Below are 20,283 nucleotides of genomic sequence, written 5' to 3'. Positions count from 1 at the left end.
ATGGTGGAGGATGACGGGCTCGAACCGCCGACCCTCTGCTTGTAAGGCAGATGCTCTCCCAGCTGAGCTAATCCTCCATATGACCCGTACGGGATTCGAACCCGTGTTACCGCCGTGAAAGGGCGGTGTCTTAACCGCTTGACCAACGGGCCGTTGTGTCCGCGTCGAGCTGACAAAAGTTATTATATACAGGTTGTACCTCATTTGTAAAGAGAAAAATTATTTTTTTTATTTTCAAACTTTTTTACCCGTTTTTTAACTGAAAAACTCATCCCTCCTCTCTTATTTCATTTATGATGAAAGTATCAAAATATTGAAGGGAATGGACACAGATGATCTTAGTCAGCTCTTGTCTCGGCGGTATCGAATGCAGGTATAACGGCTCTCACGCCGCTTCGGAAAAAATCCGCAGACTCGTAGAAGAAAAGAAAGCTGTTATGGTCTGCCCCGAACTTTTGGGCGGCTTCACCACTCCCCGCGAACCGGCGGAAATCATCGGCGGCACGGGCGAAGACGTGCTGAACGGAACGGCAAAAATCGTAACAGCATCAGGCGAAGACGTTACGGCTTTATATATGGACGGCGCGGAAAAAACATTAGCATACGCAAAAGAAATAGGCGCCGCCACGGTCATCCTTAAAGAAAACAGCCCGTCCTGCGGCAGCAGCTTTATCTATGACGGCACATTCTCAGGAAAAAAAATACTCGGAGACGGCATCACTTCCGCTCTTTTAAAACGGGCAGGCTGCCGTGTTCTATCAGAAGATGAATTGGATCAATTATAAAAAAGGAGAGTAGATATCATGGATGTAGCCCTGTCCTTTTATAAACCGGAGCATGCAGACGGGCTTAACGGGTTTGTGCTGAGTGAAGAAGATAAAAAGTTCACAGCTCTGCCGATAGATGTACTGCCGCAGGCTCTTGTCATCCGGGATCGCTACCCGACAGTCATTTTAAAAGAAGACCGCCCCGTCGGTTTTTTTATTTTACATACCTCAAAAGAAACCATTGCCCCGTATTCGAATAATGTGTCTGCCATTTTGCTGAGTGCGCTGTCCTTACATGCACCGCATCAGGGAAAAGGTTATGCCAAACAAGCGATGCTGCAGCTCCCCGCTTTTGTCGCAAATTACTTTCCTTGGTGTGATGAAATCGTGCTTGCTGTAAACCATCGCAATCATCGCGCAAAGAACCTGTACCGGTCTTCCGGTTTTATTGATAAAGGGCGGCGCAGGATCGGCCCGATCGGTGAACAGCATATTCTGCATCATTTTTTGTGAAAGCGCTTGATTATTCATCTCATCCCTGCCGATTTTTCTTGAAACATCTATTCAGAAGCCCATATACTTCAAGTATTAACGACTTGGGAGGGTACAATCATGACAGACCGGCTTAACATTCACAGATTGACCACAGAAACCAGAAATCCGCAGACCGCTTCAATCCATCAAGCAGACACGATGGAAATTCTCCGCATCATTAACGAAGAGGATTTCAAAGTGGCTGAAGCCGTTCAGCAGGTGCTGCCCGATATTCAGATTGCCGTTCAATTCGCCCATCAGTCCTTACGGCGAAACGGCAGGCTGATTTATGCGGGAGCGGGCACAAGCGGCAGGCTCGGTGTACTGGATGCGGTTGAATGCCCGCCTACATACAGCGTAAGTCCCGACACCGTCATCGGTCTGATGGCCGGAGGGGCAGACGCCTTTTTGCAAGCGGCTGAAGGTATAGAAGACAGCGAGGAAACCGGCGCTCTCGATCTCAAAACGATCGGGCTTACCTCAGAAGACACCGTGATCGCCATCGCGGCAAGCGGGCGCACGCCGTATGCGGCCGGTGCGCTGAAATACGCAAAAACAATCGGCGCCAAAACTGTCGCGCTCACATGCAATAAACACTCATTGATCAGCACTTATGCCGATCACAGCATCGAAGTCGTCGTCGGCCCCGAAGTGATTACAGGGTCAACACGAATGAAAGCGGCGACGGCACATAAAATGATTCTGAACATGATTTCCACGGCCGTGATGATCAAAAGCGGCAAAGTGTACGAAAATTTAATGGTGGACGTTCATGTCAGCAACGAAAAATTGAAAGAACGCGCAATCGGCATTATCCAAAGCATCACGGGCGTTCCGTACGACAAGGCAAAAGAAACGCTTGAGGCCGCAGGCAGCCATGTCAAAACGGCAATCGTCATGCTGAAGACGAATTCGGACGAAACACACGCGAAGGCACTGCTCAAAGAATCAGACGGCTTCATTGACAAAGCCATTGAACAGCACGTTTCAAAAGAAAAAGAACGCTGATCGTTCTTTGGTGGAAATAATGTGCTTTTACGAGCCCGCGCCGTTTTCATAATCGGCGCAGGCGCTTTTAGGACGCGTTTCAGGCACAGCTCCCCGGGAAAAATCGCACGGACAAAGGAGGATCTCCATGAGCAAAGAGGCATTTTATCAGTCACTGGCCAAAGATATCCTGGACAATTGCGGCGGTTCATCGAATATTTCAGGCTTTACCCACTGTATGACACGCCTGAGGATTACACCTTTAGATCAGGACAAAACGGATATTGAAGCGCTGAAACAGCTTGACGGGGTAATAGGCGTCGTCGAAGCCGAAACACTGCAGATCATCCTTGGCACGGGTGTCGTCAATCATGTCGCCGACGCTTTCGCAAAACTTATGTCATCCGGAAAAAACATTGATTTAAAAGAAGCCGCCTCACGGAAAAAAGCCGATCTCAACAGAAAAAACACCACACCCATCACACGGTTTCTGAGAAAAATATCAAGCATCTTCATCCCCCTTATTCCCGCACTCATTGCATCAGGTTTAATCACCGGTATTACGAAAGCCGTCATTCAGGCCGGCTGGCTCCCGAAAGAATCCCAAATCGCACTTATTTTAACGGTTATCGGTTCAGGCTTGTTCACTTACCTCGGCGTCCTTGTCGGCATCAATGCGGCGAAGGAATTCGGCGGGACACCCGCGATGGGCGGCCTTGCGGGCATATTGATCCTTAACCCTGAGATCGCCAATATCAGTTTGTTCGGAGAGAATCTGCTCCCGGGCAGGGGAGGATTAATCGGCGTTCTTTTCGCTGCGGTTTTTATCGCTTATACCGAACGGTTTATCAGAAAGTACGTCCATCAATCCATCGACATTATCGTCACGCCTACATTGTCTTTACTTATCACCGGGCTGGTGACATATGTCGTGTTTATCCCTGCAGGCGGTTTTATTTCTGATCTGATTACATCAGGTTTATTGTCACTGCTGAATGTCGGGGGAGTGCTCTCAGGGTTTGTACTGGGAGCCGCCTTCCTGCCGCTTGTCGTCACCGGCCTGCATCAAGGCTTGACCCCCGTACATTTGGAATTAATCCGATCAATCGGAGATGACCCGCTTCTTCCGATTCTCGCGATGGGAGGCGCGGGTCAAGTAGGGGCGGCCTTCGCCATCTTTATGAAAACAAAAAAAGCCTCATTGAAAAGAGCGATCGGCGGAGGACTTCCATCCGGTCTGCTCGGAATCGGAGAGCCGCTCATCTTCGGCGTCACGCTCCCGCTCGGCCGGCCGTTTTTGACGGCGTGTTTAGGGGCGGGAATCGGCGGCGCCTTTCAAGCCCATTTTCAGGTGGCTACTTTTTCAATCGGTGTCTCCGGCCTTCCGCTCTCGTTTCTCGTACAGCCGGCTCAAATCGTTTTGTATATCATCGGTCTCTTCATCTCTTACGCGGCGGGCTTTGTCTTCACTTATGCGTTTGGATTTAAGGATGACATGGCTGCTGAATTTGAATAAACCGGGAGGGATCAGAATATGAAAACACTGACAGCCGCCATACTCACAATGGTCATCAGCCTCTCTTTTCTGCCGCAGCACAAAGCCGAAGCCCAATCCAAATTATACGACGCAGCAAAGCTCAGAAAGGTTGATCAAATGATTGAAAAAGACATCGCAGCAGGATTCCCCGGAGCCGTCCTCGTCGTCGTAAAGGACGGACGGGTGATCAAAAAGAAAGCATACGGCTACAGCAAAAAATATGACGGGAACACCCTTTTATCCCGTCCGAAAAAAATGAAAACATCAACCATGTTTGATCTAGCTTCCAATACAAAAATGTACGCGGCCAATTTTGCATTACAGCGACTCGTCAGCCAGGGAAAGCTTGATGTGTATCAAAAAGTCTCGGCTTACCTTCCTGATTTCAAAGACAGAAAAAGCGATCCGATTCAAGAAAAAGACCGCATTCGCGTCATCGATGTGCTCCAGCACCAATCCGGTCTGCCGGCAAGCTTTTATTTCTATCAGCCGGACACCGCAGGCCCTTTGTATTCACAAGAACGGGATAAAACGATCCGTTTTCTCACCCAAATCCCGCTTGAATATAAACCGGGAACAAAACACGTATACAGCGATATCGGTTACATGCTTCTCGGCTGCATCATTGAAAACATAACCGGAAAAACCCTTGATGCCTATGCGGAACAAGAACTGTACAAACCGCTGAAACTGACGCACACACTGTTCAATCCGCTGCAAAAAGGCTTTAAAGAAAAAGCATTCGCAGCTACTGAACGTTTAGGCAACACACGTGACGGAGTCATCCATTTCCCTCACATCAGGACATATACGCTGCAGGGGGAAGTTCACGATGAAAAAGCATTTTACTCCATGGGAGGGGTGTCCGGTCACGCCGGGCTGTTTTCCAGAGCTGATGATATGGCCGTCCTTCTTCAAGTCATGCTGAACGGCGGCAGTTATAAACACGTTTCTCTCTTCAATAAAAGAACGGCCGATTTGTTCACAACGGCGGCATCCTCTGATCCGACTTTTGCTCTCGGCTGGCGGAAAAACGGCAGCCCGGATATGGAGTGGATGTTCGGCCCTTATGCAAGCAGGCAGGCATACGGCCATACGGGATGGACCGGCACCGTCACGATTATTGATCCCGCTTATAAGCTGGGGATCGCACTTTTGACCAATAAAAAGCATTCCCCCGTCGTCAGTCCCGGTGAAAACCCGAATGTTTTTGAAGGGGATCATTTCCCGACCGGAAGCTACGGCAGCGTCATAAAAACGATTTATGAAGCCATTGAATGACAACCCATGTCTTTTGTCCAAACTATGACGGCAGGAGGGCACCATCATGAAACTTGTCATCTCAGCTGTATTACTGTTGTTCATTGTTTTCGGCACGCATCATGCATCGACAAAACCGGACATTCCGTCACAGGCGGAACAAGCGGTATCCCGTATGACATTAGATGAAAAATTAGGGCAGATGCTCATGCCTGATTTTCGCAATTGGCAAAAAAAGGGGCAGCCATCACCTGAGGCTCTTACCCAAATGAATGACGAAGTCGCAGGGCTTATTCAAAAGTACCGTTTCGGCGGCGTTATCTTATTTGCAGAAAATGTAAAAAACACTGAGCAAACGGTACGCCTGACAGATGCCTTTCAAAAGGCGAGCCCTGACATTCCGCTATTATTAAGCATTGATCAGGAGGGCGGCATCGTAACTAGACTTGGCGAAGGCACTCATTTCCCAGGCAATATGGCGCTCGGAGCCGCTAGAAAAACAGCCTACGCGTCCCAGACCGGCGCCATTATCGGGAAAGAACTGAAAGCACTGGGCATTAATACGAATTTCGCTCCCGTTCTCGATATCAATAATAATCCCGGAAACCCTGTCATCGGCGTCAGGTCGTTCAGTTCAGACCGAGATCTGACAGCTTCACTCGGCCTTGCCTCAATGAAGGCTCAGCAAAAGCAGGATGTCGCTGCCGCCGTCAAACATTTCCCGGGACACGGCGACACGGATGTCGACAGCCACTACGGCCTTCCGCTTGTCACCCACAATCAAGAAAGGCTGCGTCAAATTGAACTTTATCCGTTCCGGAAGGCCATTCAGGCCGGAGCTGATATGATCATGACAGCCCATGTGCAATTTCCCGCTTTTGACGATACAACCTATAAAAGCAAGCTGGACGGTTCAGACATCCTCGTACCCGCCACACTCTCGAAAAAAGTGATGACTCATCTTCTCCGTGAGGAAATGGGATTTAACGGCGTCATCGTTACGGATGCATTAAATATGAAAGCCATTGCCGATCATTTCGGCCAAGAAGAGGCGGTCGTCATGGCAGTAAAAGCAGGAGTCGATATTGCCCTGATGCCGGCCCAAGTGACTTCGCTGCAAACGGAAAACCGCTTTGCCCGGGTTCATTCCGCTTTAAAAAAGGCGGTACAAAAAGGGGAAATTCCGCTTCAGCAAATTAACAAATCGGTGAAACGCATCATTTCCCTGAAAATAAAAAGAGGGATATATCCCGCACCGAAAGAGACAAATCTGAAAAAGAAGATTGCAAAAGCAAAGAAAACCGTCGGCAGCAAAAATCACCTGAAAGCTGAAAAACAAATCGCGGAAAGGTCCGTCACCGTCTTACAAAACAAAAACCGCACGCTCCCATTCAAACCGAAAAAGAACAGCCGCGTTCTCATTGCCGCTCCTTATGAAGATCAAACAGCGTCAATGGAACAAACCCTTCGGCAGCTCATCAAGAAGAAAAAAATCCGGCCGGTAACCATCAGTAAAATGAACTTCGCCGAGCGCACTTTTCATGATGAGCACAAAAAGCTGGTATCCGACGCGGATTACGTGATTACAGGCTCCTATGTCGTGAAAAATGACCCTGTCGTAAACGACGGCGTGATTGATGATTCCGTCACAGATCCCGGCAAGTGGACGACTGCATTTCCGCGGGCCGTCATGAAAGCCGCACAATCAAACCAAAAACCCTTTGTGCTGATGAGCCTGCGTAATCCATATGACGCTGCGAACTTTGAAGAAGCTGAAGCCCTTATCGCAGTCTACGGCTTTAAAGGATATACAGACGGACAATTTCTCCAGCCAAACATTCCGGCAGGCATTGAAGCGATATTCGGACAGACAAAACCGCAAGGCAGGCTGCCCGCTGACATTCCTTCCGTCACTCATCCGGGAACGACACTCTATCCTTATGGTTTCGGTATCAATCTGAAGACCGGAAAACCGCTTTAAACAGGAGGACTGATCATGAAAAAACAAACGGCTGCGCTTCTTGCCGGATTAGTCGTCATCAGTGCCATGACGGCAGTCTCGGCGGCTTCTGACAGAAACCTTCATACCGCCAAGAAACCAAGCATCCAAACAGGCATCGACCGCCTGCTGAAAGATTATAAACAGGAACTGAAGGGAAAAAGGGTCGGGCTGATCACCAACCCGACCGGTGTGAACAATTCATTGAAAAGCAGCGTTGACGTGCTGTATGAGGCACCAGACATCCAATTGACGGCATTATTCGGACCGGAGCACGGTGTCCGCGGCGATGCTCAGGCCGGAGACAAAGTCACATCCTATATAGACGAAAAAACAGGGCTTCCCGTCTACAGCCTGTACGGGGAAACGAGGAAACCGACGCCTGACATGCTGAAAGATACAGATGTGCTGATTTTCGATATTCAGGATGTCGGAACGCGATACTACACCTACATTTATACAATGGCCTATGCCATGGAAGCGGCCAAAGAAAAAGGCATTCCTTTTTATGTCTTGGACCGGCCGAATCCGCAAGGCGGACGAAATCCGGACGGCCCGGTTCTTGAACCGGATTACGCTTCATTTGTCGGACTGTATCCGATCCCGCTGAAGCACGGCATGACGATCGGTGAGCTTGCTCTTTTATTCAATAAAGAGTTTCATATTGGCGCCGACCTCACCGTCGTAAAAATGAAGCGCTGGAAGCGGACGATGACGATTGAAGATACCGGCCTGCCGTTCGTCCTCCCTTCGCCTAATATCCCGACCCCGGACAGCATATTCGCATATTCGGCGACAGGACTAATCGAAGGCACAAACGTATCCGAAGGAAGGGGCACGACAAAGCCGTTTGAACTGATCGGCGCGCCTTATATGAAAAGCACCGAGCTCGAAGAACGCCTGAACAGTCTCAAGCTTCCGGGCGTCACCTTCAGAGCCGCATCATTTATCCCCAGCTTCTCCAAGCACCAGGGCAAGCTGTGCCACGGCGTACAAGTCTACGTAACAAACAGAAACACATTTGAAGCGGCAAAAACAGGGCTTTCCATTCTGAAAACCATGCATGACTTATATCCGAATGACTTTTCGTTCTTGCCGACAGGCTCTTTTGACAAGCTGATCGGTAACGGCTGGGTACGCAAAAAAATAGAAAAAGGCGCTTCCATTGAAGACATCACCGGCACATATCAACGCCGGCTGGACCAATTCAAAACTCTAAGAAAACAATACCTCATATACTGACAAAATTCGTGTTACACGTGTAACATTTTGACGCATTTCACATTTCCGCTTTTTATAGGAAAACATTCATTTATTTGGTACAATTTCATTGATAACAGTTATCATTTAAATGAATGTTTCCTAAAAGGTGGTTTCTTATGAAAAACACATTATTCTTTCAGCCCATTGATATCATCTCCGTAAAAAAAACAGCCGACCTTCTGTCAGAGCATCAGCTCACTGATTCCCCCGTATTGGTCTTTCATGTGAAAGGCGAGGGACAAATTGATATCGGAACAGACAGCTTTCCGCTGCAGAAGGAAACGCTCTACATCTGTCCTTGTGATGAGACATTCAATATTGCCCCTATATCGTCAGGCGGCATCCATTTGTATATCGTCAGACTCCGTGTTTTCTCCTATTCATCAGATGATGAAGCGATGCTTCCGGATAACGGGGAAGACATCTTCCACGGACTTCAGCAAATGAATATACAAACGGTTGATCATTTGACAAGCCGGCTTCAGTCACTTTCTGAAAACGTGCGATCGGCGGATGCATTGCAGAAAATGAAATATACAGCCGACTTTCAGCAGCTGATGTACGACCTTTATGCCGCAAAAGTATGCCATCAAAATAATACGAAAGCGGCGATCGAACAGACAAAACAATTCATACATGCTCAGTCCGACACAAAAATCACGCTCACCCAGCTCGCTCATATGGCGGGAATCAGTCCCAAGCATTACAGTGAAACCTTTAAAAAACTATACGGGCAGAGCGTAACTGAATATATCACAGACATCCGCATAACCAATGCGAAAAAACTGATGGCCAAGGCAAACTGCAAACTGCGGGAAATCGCTCATCAAATCGGCTACCAGGACGAATTTTATTTCAGCCGCATCTTTAAAAAACATACCGGCAGCTCACCTACAAGCTATATGAAAAAAAGGCGCATAAAAATGGCCGCGTACGGAAAAGAAACGATGGGGCATCTGATTCCTCTGCATCACGTGCCTTACGCTGCGGCGCTGCACCCGAAATGGACGGCCTATTATTACAAACAATTCTCTTCCGATATTCCGGTTCACCTGAGTGCTTACCGTTATAATGCAAATTGGGAAGAGAACCTGCACACGCTGTCCCAAGCTGCTCCGGACATCATTTTCAGTCTTGATTCTGTCAGTGAAGAAGAAAAACAGCGCCTGAATGACATCACTGACGTTTTTTACCTTCCGGCTCAAGAGAATTGGAGAGACCAGTTTCTTCGCACAGCCGCATATTTGAATGAAGAGCAGGAAGCGCGGCACTGGCTTAAAGCTTATCAAAGTCTCGCCCATTCAGCGAAAGATGCTCTTAAACACGTGCGGCATCAGCGGTTCTTATTTGTCCGTGTATATAAAGAAAATATGTACATCGCCCATAACAACAGTATTGAGGATGTCTTCTTCGGTGATTTAGGCTTTGCCTCCGCAAAACCGGAATCTTTTGCTCCTGACGAAAAGATTTCCTTGGAAATGCTGGCGGATTGCCAAGCTGACTGCATCATGCTTTTCACTTGTAAAGAACCGGAAACGCTTCGTTATTTTCAGCGGATTCAGCAGACCGGGATATGGCAGAACCTTAGAGCCGTCAGCAATAAACGCGTGTTTCCCATTTCATCTGACCCGTGGATTGAATATTCTCCAAGCGGACATCAGCGGATGATCGAGCAAAGCATTTCCATTTTATCCGAAGATCGTCCATGGTAATGCCGGAAATTATCCATGGTCTTATCCCAATTCATTCTCTATAATTCCAATTGATAATAGTTATCAATTGAACAGGAGGAACAATAGATGAAGAAATTGGCATTCGCTTTCATGATTTTGCTTTTGGCTTTCACGGCCGCGGCTTGCGGAAGCTCAGAAACATCCGATACAGCAAGTAAAGGAAAGGACGCTTCTTCAGATAAAAAGAAAATCGAATATCTAGGAAAAACATATGAAGTCAAAGCGCCGACTGACAAAATCGCCATTACAGGCAGCGTAGAATCAATGGAAGACGCCAAATTGCTTGACGTTCATCCGGCAGGAGCAATTTCTTTCTCCGGCAAATTCCCGGAACTGTTTAAAGATATTACAGATAAATCCGTATCAACGGGAGAAAAAATGCAGCCGAACATGGAAAAAATTCTTGAGCTGCAGCCGGACGTCATTCTGGCATCAACCAAATTCCCGGAAAAAACGTTGAAAAAATTGAGCGGCACCGCTGAAACGATCCCTGTCTCTCATATCTCATCAAACTGGAAAGAAAACATGATGCTGCTCGCCCAGCTTACAGATAAAGAGAAAAAAGCGAAAAAAATCATCGCAGATTACGAACAGGACCTGAAAAAGACAAAAACAAAGATCAACAGCAAAGCGAAACAGTCAAACGCGCTGGTCATCAGAATCAGACAAGGCAATATTTATATTTATCCTGAACAAGTATATTTCAACTCCACGCTTTACGGTGATTTAGGCCTGAAGGCGCCGGACGAAGTCAAAGCGGCGAAAGCGCAGGAACTGATTTCTCTTGAAAAATTAAGCGAAATGAACCCTGACCATATCTTCGTACAATTCTCTGATGACGAAAACGCAGATAAGCCGGACGCTTTGAAAGACTTAGAGAAAAATCCGATCTGGAAGAGCCTGAAGGCAGTCAAAAAAGACCATGTATACGTCAATACGATTGACCCATTAGCCCAAGGCGGAACCGCATGGAGTAAAATCAGCTTCTTACAGGTTGCGGCTGACAAATTGACTCAAGACTAATAAAGAGTAGGTTTTTCACATGTATGCAAAACGGCGGACACACATTATTATCATTGCTTCACCGATTGCCATTGTTCTGTCACTGCTGCTTTCCGTTTTATACGGCGCAAAGCAGCTTGACTTCCATACCGTGTTCTCCGCATTGCTGCACTTTAATCCGGAGAATACCGACCATCAGATCATATGGCATTCAAGAATCCCGAGGGCTGCCGGCGCTATGTTTATCGGCGCCGCCCTTGCTGTTTCCGGAGCGCTCATGCAGGGAATCACACGGAACTATCTGGCCTCGCCTTCGATCATGGGTGTGTCGGACGGCTCCGCTTTTATCATCACCCTTTGCATGGTATTGCTCCCTCAATCGACATCCATTGAAATGATCATATACTCGTTTATCGGTTCCGCATTCGGCGCCGCTCTTGTTTTCGGGCTGGCCTCCATTCTTCCCGGCGGTTTTACCCCGGTGCAGCTTGCCATTATCGGAACGGTGACCAGTATGCTTCTCAGCAGTCTGTCGGCTGCGCTTTCGATTTATTTTCAAATTTCGCAGGATCTCAGTTTTTGGTACAGTGCGAGACTGCATCAAATGAACCCTGATTTTTTGAAACTGGCCGTCCCGTTTTTTGCGATCGGAATCATCACGGCCATGATTCTCAGCAAAAAGGTCACTGCCGTATCATTAGGAGACGACATTTCAAAAAGTCTGGGACAGCAGAAAAGAACCATCAAACTCATGGCGATGGCGGCCGTTGTCATATTGACCGGAAGCTCGGTGGCACTCGCCGGAAAAATTGCCTTTGTCGGTTTGGTCGTTCCGCACATCACACGTTTTCTCGTCGGATCGGACTACAGCAGGCTGATCCCATGCGCGTGCATCATCGGCGGCGTCTTCCTGACCCTTTGCGACCTTGCCAGCCGATTCATCAATTATCCGTTTGAGACGCCTATTGAAGTTGTCACTTCTATCATCGGTGTTCCTTTCTTTCTTTATTTGATTAAAAGAAAAGGAGGGGATCAGCGTGGTGCGTAAAATGGCCGGAATTTATATCATTCTGATTGCTCTCATATTGCTCGTAAGCTATTTCAGCATGACAAGCGGTTCTTTTTCCGCAAAGCCGGGTGAACTGCTCAGTACGCTTTTCCGCATCCATCCGAATCCGCAATATGACATTTTGCTGTTTCAGCTGAGGCTGCCGCGCATTGTCATGGCTGCTGCCATCGGGCTCGGATTGGGGATAGCCGGAGCCGTTATTCAGGCCATTACCAAAAACGGGCTTGCCGATCCCGGTATTCTGGGCATTAATGCAGGAGCCGGAGCGGGAATCGTCGCGTTTATGCTTCTGTTTCAGGGACAATCTGAAGCGACGGCACTTGCCTCTGCGATGGGTATGCCTGTCTTCGGCCTCATCGGAGGATTGATGGCGGCCGTGCTGATCTATATTTTCGCCTGGCACCGGGGGCATCTGGAATCGGGCAGAATTATTCTCGTCGGGATCGCCATGAATTCAGGATTCAGCGCGCTGTCTTTATTTCTTTCATTAAAAATGGACCCGCAGGATTATGAGATGGCGATGGTTTGGAAAAACGGCAGCATCTGGTCGGCAAACTGGATGACCATTACGGCGATCCTTCCGTGGCTGATCTTGTTCATTCCTCTTCTTATGGCGAAAACGTCATTGCTGGATACCATTCGTTTCGATGAGGACACGGTGAAAAGTCTCGGTGTTTCAACCAATAAAGAAAAAACGATTTTACTCATTGCCTGCATCGCTTTGATCAGCGCATGTGTAACCGCAGCGGGCAGCATGGCATTTGTCGGGCTGATCGCGCCCCATATTTCCCGCAGGCTCGCCGGGATTGAGCACAGATACTCATTACCGGTCAGCGGATTGGTCGGTATGCTCCTCGTCATATCCGCCGACTTTGCGGGCAAATTGTTCTTTCAGCCTTCAGAAGTGCCGGCGGGAATTATTCTTGCGATTCTCGGCGTTCCTTATTTCTTTTTTCTTCTGTTTAAGCAGAAGAAGGGGCTGGATGCATGAGAGGCACCCTTACAGAACACCGGATAAACGGAAAGGAATGCACTGTGTATCTTCCTCCCTCCTATTCGGTTCAAACAGGGGCTTTACCCTGTGTGTACGTACTGGACGGGGGTTCTTTGTTTTTAGAACAGATGGATAAGCTTGAATCCCAATTTGCGAACGGAACACTTCCCGAATTGATTTTTGCCGGCATCAAACCGGCTGACAGGCTCGATGAGTACACACCGTGGCCCGCGCCTTCCCTGAGCCCTGCATTTCATGATTTCGGCGGCAAAGGGAGGCTCTTTCTCGAGGAGCTGACAGATGCCATCATTCCAACTGTAGAAGATATGCATCACATTTCTGCACATCCGGAAACAAGAGGACTGATCGGCGCGTCATTAGGCGGACTGTTTTCGATATACGCGATGCTACAAAAGCCTGTAATATTCGGCAGAATCGGCTGTATTTCCGGTTCCTTCTGGTATGAAAAATCAGCAGATTATGTCCGCTCCGCATCTTTGCGTCCGGCACGGCGGCGTATCTATATGTCTGTAGGCAGCCGCGAAGCTGAGCATAAAAACAACATCCAAAACACCATGATCCGACAAAATAAAGACGTGCATGAAAGCCTGAGGCAAAAAGGCTTTTCTCAATCTCAGCTCTCTTTCACTGTTGAAGAAGGCGCCGTGCACCATCAAGAAGCATTCAAACGACAATTCAATGCAGCACTAAGCTGGCTGTACGGAAAAAACCGCTCACGTAGCTGAGCGGTTTTTTTCATACTTCATCACGACCGGCTTAAGTTCAAAGCGTCTCAGCAAATAGCCGAACAAAGCGGCAAGGATTTGCTGAAAGAGCATCCCGATGACGACCGGAACCGCCACTTGAGACGGAAAGAAAGACACGGCGAGAACGGCTCCGGCGCTGATATTGCGCATGCCCCCTGTATAAATCAGAGACACGATTTCATCCTGGCTCCGCTTCATCAGTCTTCCGATCAGCCAAGCCACGGCATAACCCGTCATGGCAATAAAAAATACCATGCCTGCGATGCCCGCAAATTTGATATCCACGTGCGTGACATACGGCGCGATTTCCGAACTGTTAATGGCAATGACAATCATCAGACAGATTTTTGAAAAAGGAGACAGCGACCGGCTTATCGCCTGAGTCCTTACCGGCGGGGAAAACTGGTTGACCATCATCCCTGCGATGGACGGAATCACCACCATCTCCGCCAGCCCTTTCATCATTCCCCACACATCCATCTGAACATTCGCCCCGGCCAGGACAGACAGGCTTAACGGTACGATAAAAGGAGAAAGCACGGTATCAACCAGGATAATAGACAGCGTCAATCCGACATTTCCCTTATACATCGCAGCCCAAATCAAACTCGTAATTCCGGTCGGAATCACCACACCCATAATCAGCCCCGTCACAGTTAAAGGGTCACCGCTGAAAATCAGATGGCCGCTTCCCCATGCAAAAACAGGCATGAAAATATGCAGAACAAACAATGCCATGATCATCGGGAGCGGCTTCTCGATACTGCGCTTCAGCGATTGAAAATTGGCACTCAGACTGCCCGTAAATGTAATAAATGCAAATATCCACGGCACAGCGCCGGCCATCCAGCTGATATGCTGAGATAACAGCACACCCGCCGCCACACTTGACGGAGTCAAAAGCGGCATGATTCTCCCCAACACTTGGTTCAACTTCTGTAGCCACATCATATGCAAGTCTCCTATATACGGTTTTCAAATCTCATTCATTATAACAATGCAAACCCACAAATTTAACCGAAAAAAAGCCCGGATATATTCATCCGGACTTCACAAATTCTATGCCATTTGTTTCATTAAATCTCGGCTTTTCTGATTTAATCCCTTTAATTCAGCCTCAATTCCGTATTCTTTACATTTGGCGACAATTTTCTCAAGAGCCGCCGCTCCCGAATCATCCCACACGTGGGCATCGGTCAAATCAATGACAATTCGTTTCACGTCTTCATCATAAACGATGGCATTCATCAGTTCAGACACGGAAGCAAAAAAGATTTGTCCCGTTACCTTATATGTTCTGACATCTTTCTGTTCGGAATGTGACACAATCTTCAGCTTAGAAATTTTAGCCGTAAAAAAGATCGCGCTTAGCAGCACACCCGCGAAGACACCCTTTGATAAATCATTTGTCAGGACGACCGTCACGACGGTAATAACCATAACGATCGAATCAGTAAGGGGCGCTTTCCGTAAACCTTTAATCGATGACCAGTCGAACGTGCCGATGGACACCATAACCATCACGGCCACCAGCGCAGCCATCGGAATTTTCATGACGATACCGCTTAATACGGCAATTAAAAACATTAAAAACGCGCCGGCCGTAAAAGCCGATAACCGGCCGCGTCCGCCGGCTTTCGTATTAATGACAGACTGGCCGATCATGGCGCATCCGGCCATGCCTCCGAAAAATCCGTTCACAATATTGGCGATGCCTTGTCCGCGGCTTTCTTTGTTCTTATCACTAACCGTATCCGTCATTTCATCAATGATCTGGGCTGTCAGCAATGACTCGAGCAATCCGACGAATGCAAGCGCCAGTGAATACGGGAAAATAATCCGCAATGTCTCAAACGTCCACGGAACATCCGGTATCAAGAAATGCGGAAGTGAACTTGTAATCCCGCCCATATCACCGACCGTGCGGACATCCGCATGGAAGACCACCGCAATGATCGTCATGACAATAATCGCCACCAGCGGAGACGGCACAGCCGTCGTAACCTTCGGCAATAGATATATGATAGCCAGTGATCCGGCAAGCATGGCGTACATGACCCATGAAGCTCCTTTGAACTGCGGCAGCTGCGCAGAAAAAATCAAGATCGCCAAAGCATTCACAAATCCGATCATGACCGAACGCGGAATAAATTTCATCAATTTCGCTATCTTACTGACACCAAGAATAAATTGAATAATACCTGTCAAAATGGTTGCCGCAAACAAATACTGCAGCCCGTAATCAGCCACCAATGTCACCATGACAACCGCCATTGAACCCGTAGCGGCTGAAATCATTCCCGGTCTGCCGCCGAAGATAGAAATAATAATCGCGATACAAAATGATGCATAAAGGCCGACCATCGGATCGACACCTGCAATAATTGAAAATCCGATCGCCTCAGGGATCAGAGCGAGAGCAACCAGAATACCGGCCAGAATGTCTTTACGGACATTCCCGAACCATTGCTGCTGTAACGTATAATCTTTCAAATGATAACGACTCCTTTTCACTGTAAATATCCGCACCCTATCAGTTGGAAACATTGATTTTCATCTGGGGAATATGAGGCAGGCTTACGGGGAAAAAGAGGACACGCTCAGAGTATAATGTCATTGAGGAAAGGAATTGTTAACAAAGAGTATCATATTAAACTTTAAAGAAATGTGCAAGACCGTATAAATAAGAAAAGAAAACGACTCTCACTGGAGCCGTTTCCGCTTTTATAAAAGTTCCGGATCAGACACAAGAATCGTTTTTATTGCGCTGATATCCTTTCTTTCTTTTGTCACCGGGTCGATGCCCATGAGATGATCAATGGCTTCTTCATAATTCTTCAGTTCCGTCTTTTCCGTAATAAAATCATAGAGCTGCGGAAGGTCGGACGCGCATGCTAACGCGGCCTCCATGATCTGGCGGGCTTCACCTGTGCCCACAATCGTCACGCCGTTTGACAGCAGCTGGTACGGCCTGACCGTCATCTCATACGTATCATCAAAGCCCATCGGCACGATTCTGCCTCCCTTTTCAATAAAAGGATAAGCCCAATCAAGCTGATTGCCGATCGCGTCAAAAATCACATCAAATTTTCTTCCTTGATTAATCCGTTTCACTTCATCCACGGTTAATGCTTCAGGGTGGTAGACATAATCCGATATCCGGCTCGCCGCCTCGCTTCGGAAACTGCCTATTTCAGTCGCAACCGTCAATCGCGCCAGTTTTTTCACCATCATTTGCACAAGCAGTCCGATCGGTCCCGACCCCAAAACCAAGACCGAGTCCTCCGGCTGAATCGAAGCCTTGTCCACAACATTCAGCACACAGGAGAGAGGCTCAACCAATGTGGCCCGCTCCCATTCCATTGAATCCGGAATTCTGTACATGAACCTGTCTTCCCCCACGTAATATTCCGCAAACGTTCCGTGCGCCCCGATTCCGAGCTGCCAATCCTCGAAGGTTTCGCAATAACACGTCAGCCCTCTCCGGCAATAATGACATTTCCCGCAAAACTGCGTAGGATCTATCACGACGCGGTCTCCGACTTTTACATTTGTCACGTCCGGTCCGATTTCCACGACCGCTCCCACCGATTCATGCCCCATAATCATATGATGGGTTGCATTCATTTTTCCTTTCAGCACATTTAAGTCCGTTCCGCAGATACCGGTTCCGAAAATTTTCACTTTCACATCATTGGATTTCCGAATTTGAGGCTCGTCCACCTCTTGATATTCAAGCTTATCATTAGGAGTCCAGACCAACGCCTTCATATTTCTCTTCCTTTCTGCCCCAGCGGATTTGGTCTAACAATGTTTGATGAAGCTCCTTCGTTGATGCCGCAATACATGATTGCTGATTCTGATAACTTAAATCTGTCAGAAGCGTTTCGTCCAAAGACCGGCCGTATGCATCCGTAATGACCACTCCCGCCTTCTTCGCCAAAAAGACGCTTGCGGCAATATCATAAGGAAACAAATGCAGCACCTGCCCGTTCCCGACCTGCTGAAAATCTGAAAGCAGCTTCGGATCATCTTTCAGCAGACGATTGCCGATATCCACATAAGCATCCATCTGCCCCGTGATAATTCGCGAAATCGAATAAGAAGCGCTGTTGAAAACAAAAACCCCGCCATTATTGGCCGACTGGTCAATCAGATGGCCGTATGCGTCCGTCATCAGCTGCGCCGGATGCCCGTTAAATTCAAGGCTCCAAAACATATTTTTAATATCCCGCACTCCGCTCAAATTCGGCAATTCTCCATGATACCCTTCAAAATGAATCGCATCGCTGTATATATCACCGTACATATAAGCGCCTGATTTCAATTCAAGTAAAAAAGCAAATTCGATATCCTTAATCTTTGCGTTTGGCTTATACGAAGCAAGCGCAATCGAAATACACGACATTTCAAGTCCCGCGGCGGCCGGGCGCGTTCCGTCTATCGGATCTACAATTAAAATATATTGCGGATCTTCTCCAATCAGTTTCAGGCCGCCATCCTCCGTGTAAAAAGCAACCGGATGGCCCTTTTCTTGAATATAATCCAGCACCGCCTCCTCAGCAGCGGCGTCTATGTTAAATTGGGCGTCGCCTCCCGGAGAATAGCCGTTTACGAGCCGGTTTTTCAGCGTGCCTTTTTGATTTTTCACCTTTTGATAAACAAATTGTCCAAGCCCAATGATATAATCTCTCACTTGATTTCCTCCAATAGCTTGCGAAGTCTGTAGCAGAGCACTTCGGCTTCACTAAGTGTAATGGTTAAAGGCGGACGGATTTTAAATACATTTCCGAATCCGTAACGGGATGTCCGGAGAATCAGCCCGTAATCCATTGCCCGTTTAGCAATATAATTGGTCAGCTCCACATCCGGTTCATTGTTCTCTTTAACAATCTCCACACCGATCATAAGACCGACGCCTCTTACCTCAGAAATAAAAGCGAAATCCTCTTTCATCGTTTCTAAGCGATCCATAATATAATGACCGACCGTCGTTACATTTTCCAAAAATCCCGGGCGCTGCATAATATCTATGGTTTTACACGCGGCAGCGGCGGCCATCACATTTGAGCCGTACGTGAAGGAGTGCGTATACCCCGGAAGCCCGGTATACTTGTCCTCCGTCAGAGTGGCGGCGACTTGGAAGCCTGTGCCCCCGAGCCCTTTTGCTACCGTCATCATATTAGGTTTCACATCGAAGTGGTCCGCGGCAAACATTTTGCCCGTCCGTCCGAACCCGGTCTGAATTTCATCAAAAATCAGGGCGATATCATGTTCATCACAAAGCTTTCTCAGCTGTTTAAAATACTCTTTAGGCGGAACGACGTTTCCACCGTTTCCGGATATCGGTTCAATAATCATGGCGGCAATTTTTCCATTGCTCGCATACTCAATAAAATCATTAATTCTTTCTACGCACAGCATACCGCATGAATCAGGTTTCTGATTATAAAAACAGCGGCTGCAATACGGATCGGGGACTTGCAGGCCAAAAGAAATTTGCGGCGGGAAAGGTTCTTTTCTGAATGAGTTGCCGGACAAAGCGGAAGTCATATACGTTTGTCCGAGGTGGCTTCGAAATAAGGAGATGACATCGGTTTTTCCGGAGTAATACTGAGCCATTTTAATAGCTCCTTCATTTGCACCGGAACCGCTGCTGACTTTAGGGTGTACTTTTGTGAGATTATCGGGGGCGATTTCTACTAGTTTTTCTGCCAGTTTATTTACGGCGTCTGTTTGAAAAGATGATGTCACATGGATCAGCTTATCGGCTTGTTCTTTAACCGTATCAATGACTTCTTTGTTACCGTATCCTAAATTCAAGTTAAATGTGGCAGAAGCGCAATCAATGTACTCATTTCCCTCTTGATCGTACAGGTAAATCCCTTCTCCGCGCTCCATTACTACATCGTCAACACTGTAATACAAGCTGTCTGGATTCGTGATTTCCTTCGTTCCCACAAATACCACCCCTATGAAATTATTAGAATTTCGCTTTTTATCGTATAAATTATTGAAAATAATGTCAACGATCTTTCTTGTAAAAAATGTTAACAATTTGTTAACGTTACCATAAGGGATGTACGAGAAAAAGTTATGTGATATAGTAACAATACTTGGATTTTTTGTAAAATAATCATGTCATACGAGTAGAGAGAAATATTATTTTACCAATAAGGAGATAAAATGATGAAAACTCGTCTGCTGTGGATAAGCTGTTTTTCTTATGGATCGATTGCTTTTACACTTGTTATTCTGGGAGCCGTACTGCCTGAGTTACTCACACATTATTCACAAAGCTACAGTAATGGCGGAGTATTGGTATTCTCTCAGTTCATGGGCTTTCTCATCGGTGTCATCGGAATGCCATA

The 20,283-nt window shown here is 47.4% G+C and carries 18 protein-coding genes and 2 tRNA genes (1 of these 20 only partly in view); 13 read left to right on the top strand and 7 right to left on the bottom strand.

Annotated elements, in window-relative coordinates; genetic code table 11:
* Position 1: 1 nt before the first annotated feature.
* Both U2H13_RS01195 and U2H13_RS01190 read right to left on the bottom strand, forming a co-directional pair.
* Positions 2–77 (bottom strand) — tRNA-Val (locus U2H13_RS01195).
* A gap of 3 nt (positions 78–80) precedes the next feature.
* A tRNA-Glu gene (locus U2H13_RS01190) sits at positions 81–152 on the bottom strand.
* Positions 153–332: 180 nt separating this feature from the next.
* Between U2H13_RS01190 and U2H13_RS01185 the strand changes: the two genes are divergently transcribed.
* The 12 genes from U2H13_RS01185 to U2H13_RS01130 all read left to right on the top strand — a co-directional run bounded on the left by U2H13_RS01185 (position 333) and on the right by U2H13_RS01130 (position 13,891).
* On the top strand, positions 333–785 hold the full coding sequence (locus U2H13_RS01185; protein WP_014416775.1) for a DUF523 domain-containing protein: 453 nt from the start codon (positions 333–335) through the stop codon (positions 783–785).
* An 18-nt stretch (positions 786–803) separates the two neighbouring features.
* Positions 804–1,280, top strand: a complete 477-nt coding sequence (locus U2H13_RS01180) for a GNAT family N-acetyltransferase (RefSeq protein ID WP_007408015.1) — start codon at positions 804–806, stop codon at positions 1,278–1,280.
* 99 nt (positions 1,281–1,379) lie between these two features.
* Complete coding sequence (murQ, locus tag U2H13_RS01175; RefSeq protein WP_061861787.1) at positions 1,380–2,309, top strand: N-acetylmuramic acid 6-phosphate etherase; 930 nt, start codon at positions 1,380–1,382, stop codon at positions 2,307–2,309.
* Positions 2,310–2,436: 127 nt separating this feature from the next.
* Positions 2,437–3,804, top strand: a complete 1,368-nt coding sequence (locus U2H13_RS01170; RefSeq protein WP_022552502.1) for a PTS transporter subunit EIIC — start codon at positions 2,437–2,439, stop codon at positions 3,802–3,804.
* An 18-nt stretch (positions 3,805–3,822) separates the two neighbouring features.
* Positions 3,823–5,106: a penicillin binding protein PBP4B gene (gene pbp4b / locus U2H13_RS01165; RefSeq protein ID WP_014416772.1), complete on the top strand. Its 1,284-nt coding sequence runs from the start codon at positions 3,823–3,825 to the stop codon at positions 5,104–5,106.
* 46 nt (positions 5,107–5,152) lie between these two features.
* Positions 5,153–7,066, top strand: coding sequence for a glycoside hydrolase family 3 protein (locus U2H13_RS01160; RefSeq protein WP_061861785.1), 1,914 nt, complete (start codon positions 5,153–5,155; stop codon positions 7,064–7,066).
* A 15-nt stretch (positions 7,067–7,081) separates the two neighbouring features.
* A complete protein-coding gene (locus U2H13_RS01155) occupies positions 7,082–8,326 on the top strand; it encodes an exo-beta-N-acetylmuramidase NamZ domain-containing protein (RefSeq protein WP_017419292.1) in 1,245 nt (414 codons plus the stop codon).
* Positions 8,327–8,463: 137 nt separating this feature from the next.
* Positions 8,464–10,059 (top strand): AraC family transcriptional regulator, encoded by a 1,596-nt coding sequence (locus U2H13_RS01150; RefSeq protein ID WP_121984588.1) that lies wholly within the window; start codon positions 8,464–8,466, stop codon positions 10,057–10,059.
* 87 nt (positions 10,060–10,146) lie between these two features.
* Positions 10,147–11,103 carry an ABC transporter substrate-binding protein gene (locus U2H13_RS01145; RefSeq protein ID WP_003156778.1) on the top strand — a complete coding sequence of 319 codons (957 nt, stop codon included), beginning with the start codon at positions 10,147–10,149 and terminating at the stop codon, positions 11,101–11,103.
* A gap of 19 nt (positions 11,104–11,122) precedes the next feature.
* Complete coding sequence (locus tag U2H13_RS01140) at positions 11,123–12,130, top strand: iron ABC transporter permease (RefSeq protein WP_007609051.1); 1,008 nt, start codon at positions 11,123–11,125, stop codon at positions 12,128–12,130.
* A 1-nt stretch (position 12,131) separates the two neighbouring features.
* Complete coding sequence (gene feuC, locus U2H13_RS01135) at positions 12,132–13,142, top strand: iron ABC transporter permease FeuC (RefSeq protein ID WP_038461736.1); 1,011 nt, start codon at positions 12,132–12,134, stop codon at positions 13,140–13,142.
* Positions 13,139–13,891 (top strand): alpha/beta hydrolase, encoded by a 753-nt coding sequence (locus U2H13_RS01130; RefSeq protein ID WP_103527202.1) that lies wholly within the window; start codon positions 13,139–13,141, stop codon positions 13,889–13,891. Before feuC ends, U2H13_RS01130 begins: the two co-directional genes overlap by 4 nt.
* Here the strand turns inward: U2H13_RS01130 and U2H13_RS01125 are convergent.
* The 5 genes from U2H13_RS01125 to U2H13_RS01105 form a co-directional block, all read right to left on the bottom strand.
* Positions 13,880–14,821, bottom strand: coding sequence for a bile acid:sodium symporter family protein (locus tag U2H13_RS01125; protein ID WP_088056555.1), 942 nt, complete (start codon positions 14,819–14,821; stop codon positions 13,880–13,882). The genes U2H13_RS01130 and U2H13_RS01125 overlap by 12 nt on opposite strands.
* 150 nt (positions 14,822–14,971) lie before the next feature.
* Positions 14,972–16,405: a SulP family inorganic anion transporter gene (locus U2H13_RS01120; RefSeq protein ID WP_021495342.1), complete on the bottom strand. Its 1,434-nt coding sequence runs from the start codon at positions 16,403–16,405 to the stop codon at positions 14,972–14,974.
* Positions 16,406–16,636: 231 nt separating this feature from the next.
* Entirely contained in the window at positions 16,637–17,683 is a 1,047-nt protein-coding gene (locus U2H13_RS01115; RefSeq protein WP_003156784.1) for a zinc-binding dehydrogenase, read from the bottom strand.
* The gene (locus U2H13_RS01110) at positions 17,658–18,608 is read right to left on the bottom strand and encodes an inositol monophosphatase family protein (RefSeq protein WP_014416764.1); all 951 of its coding nucleotides are present in this window, start codon (positions 18,606–18,608) and stop codon (positions 17,658–17,660) included. Before U2H13_RS01110 ends, U2H13_RS01115 begins: the two co-directional genes overlap by 26 nt.
* Positions 18,605–19,873: an aspartate aminotransferase family protein gene (locus U2H13_RS01105; protein WP_007408029.1), complete on the bottom strand. Its 1,269-nt coding sequence runs from the start codon at positions 19,871–19,873 to the stop codon at positions 18,605–18,607. Before U2H13_RS01105 ends, U2H13_RS01110 begins: the two co-directional genes overlap by 4 nt.
* Positions 19,874–20,101: 228 nt before the next feature.
* On the opposite strand from U2H13_RS01105, the gene U2H13_RS01100 reads away from it, so the two are divergent.
* Positions 20,102–20,283, top strand: the 5' end (the start) of a protein-coding gene (locus tag U2H13_RS01100) for an MFS transporter (protein ID WP_376700800.1). The gene runs 1,030 nt beyond the window's last position; 182 of the gene's 1,212 nt are visible here — the first part of the coding sequence; it begins with the start codon at positions 20,102–20,104; the stop codon falls past the right edge of the window.

Source organism: Bacillus sp. A1 (assembly GCF_042296235.1).
Taxonomy (GTDB): domain Bacteria; phylum Bacillota; class Bacilli; order Bacillales; family Bacillaceae; genus Bacillus; species Bacillus velezensis.
The sequence above is the reverse complement of the archived record's forward strand: the minus strand, read 5'-3'. Positions and strand labels throughout refer to the sequence as shown.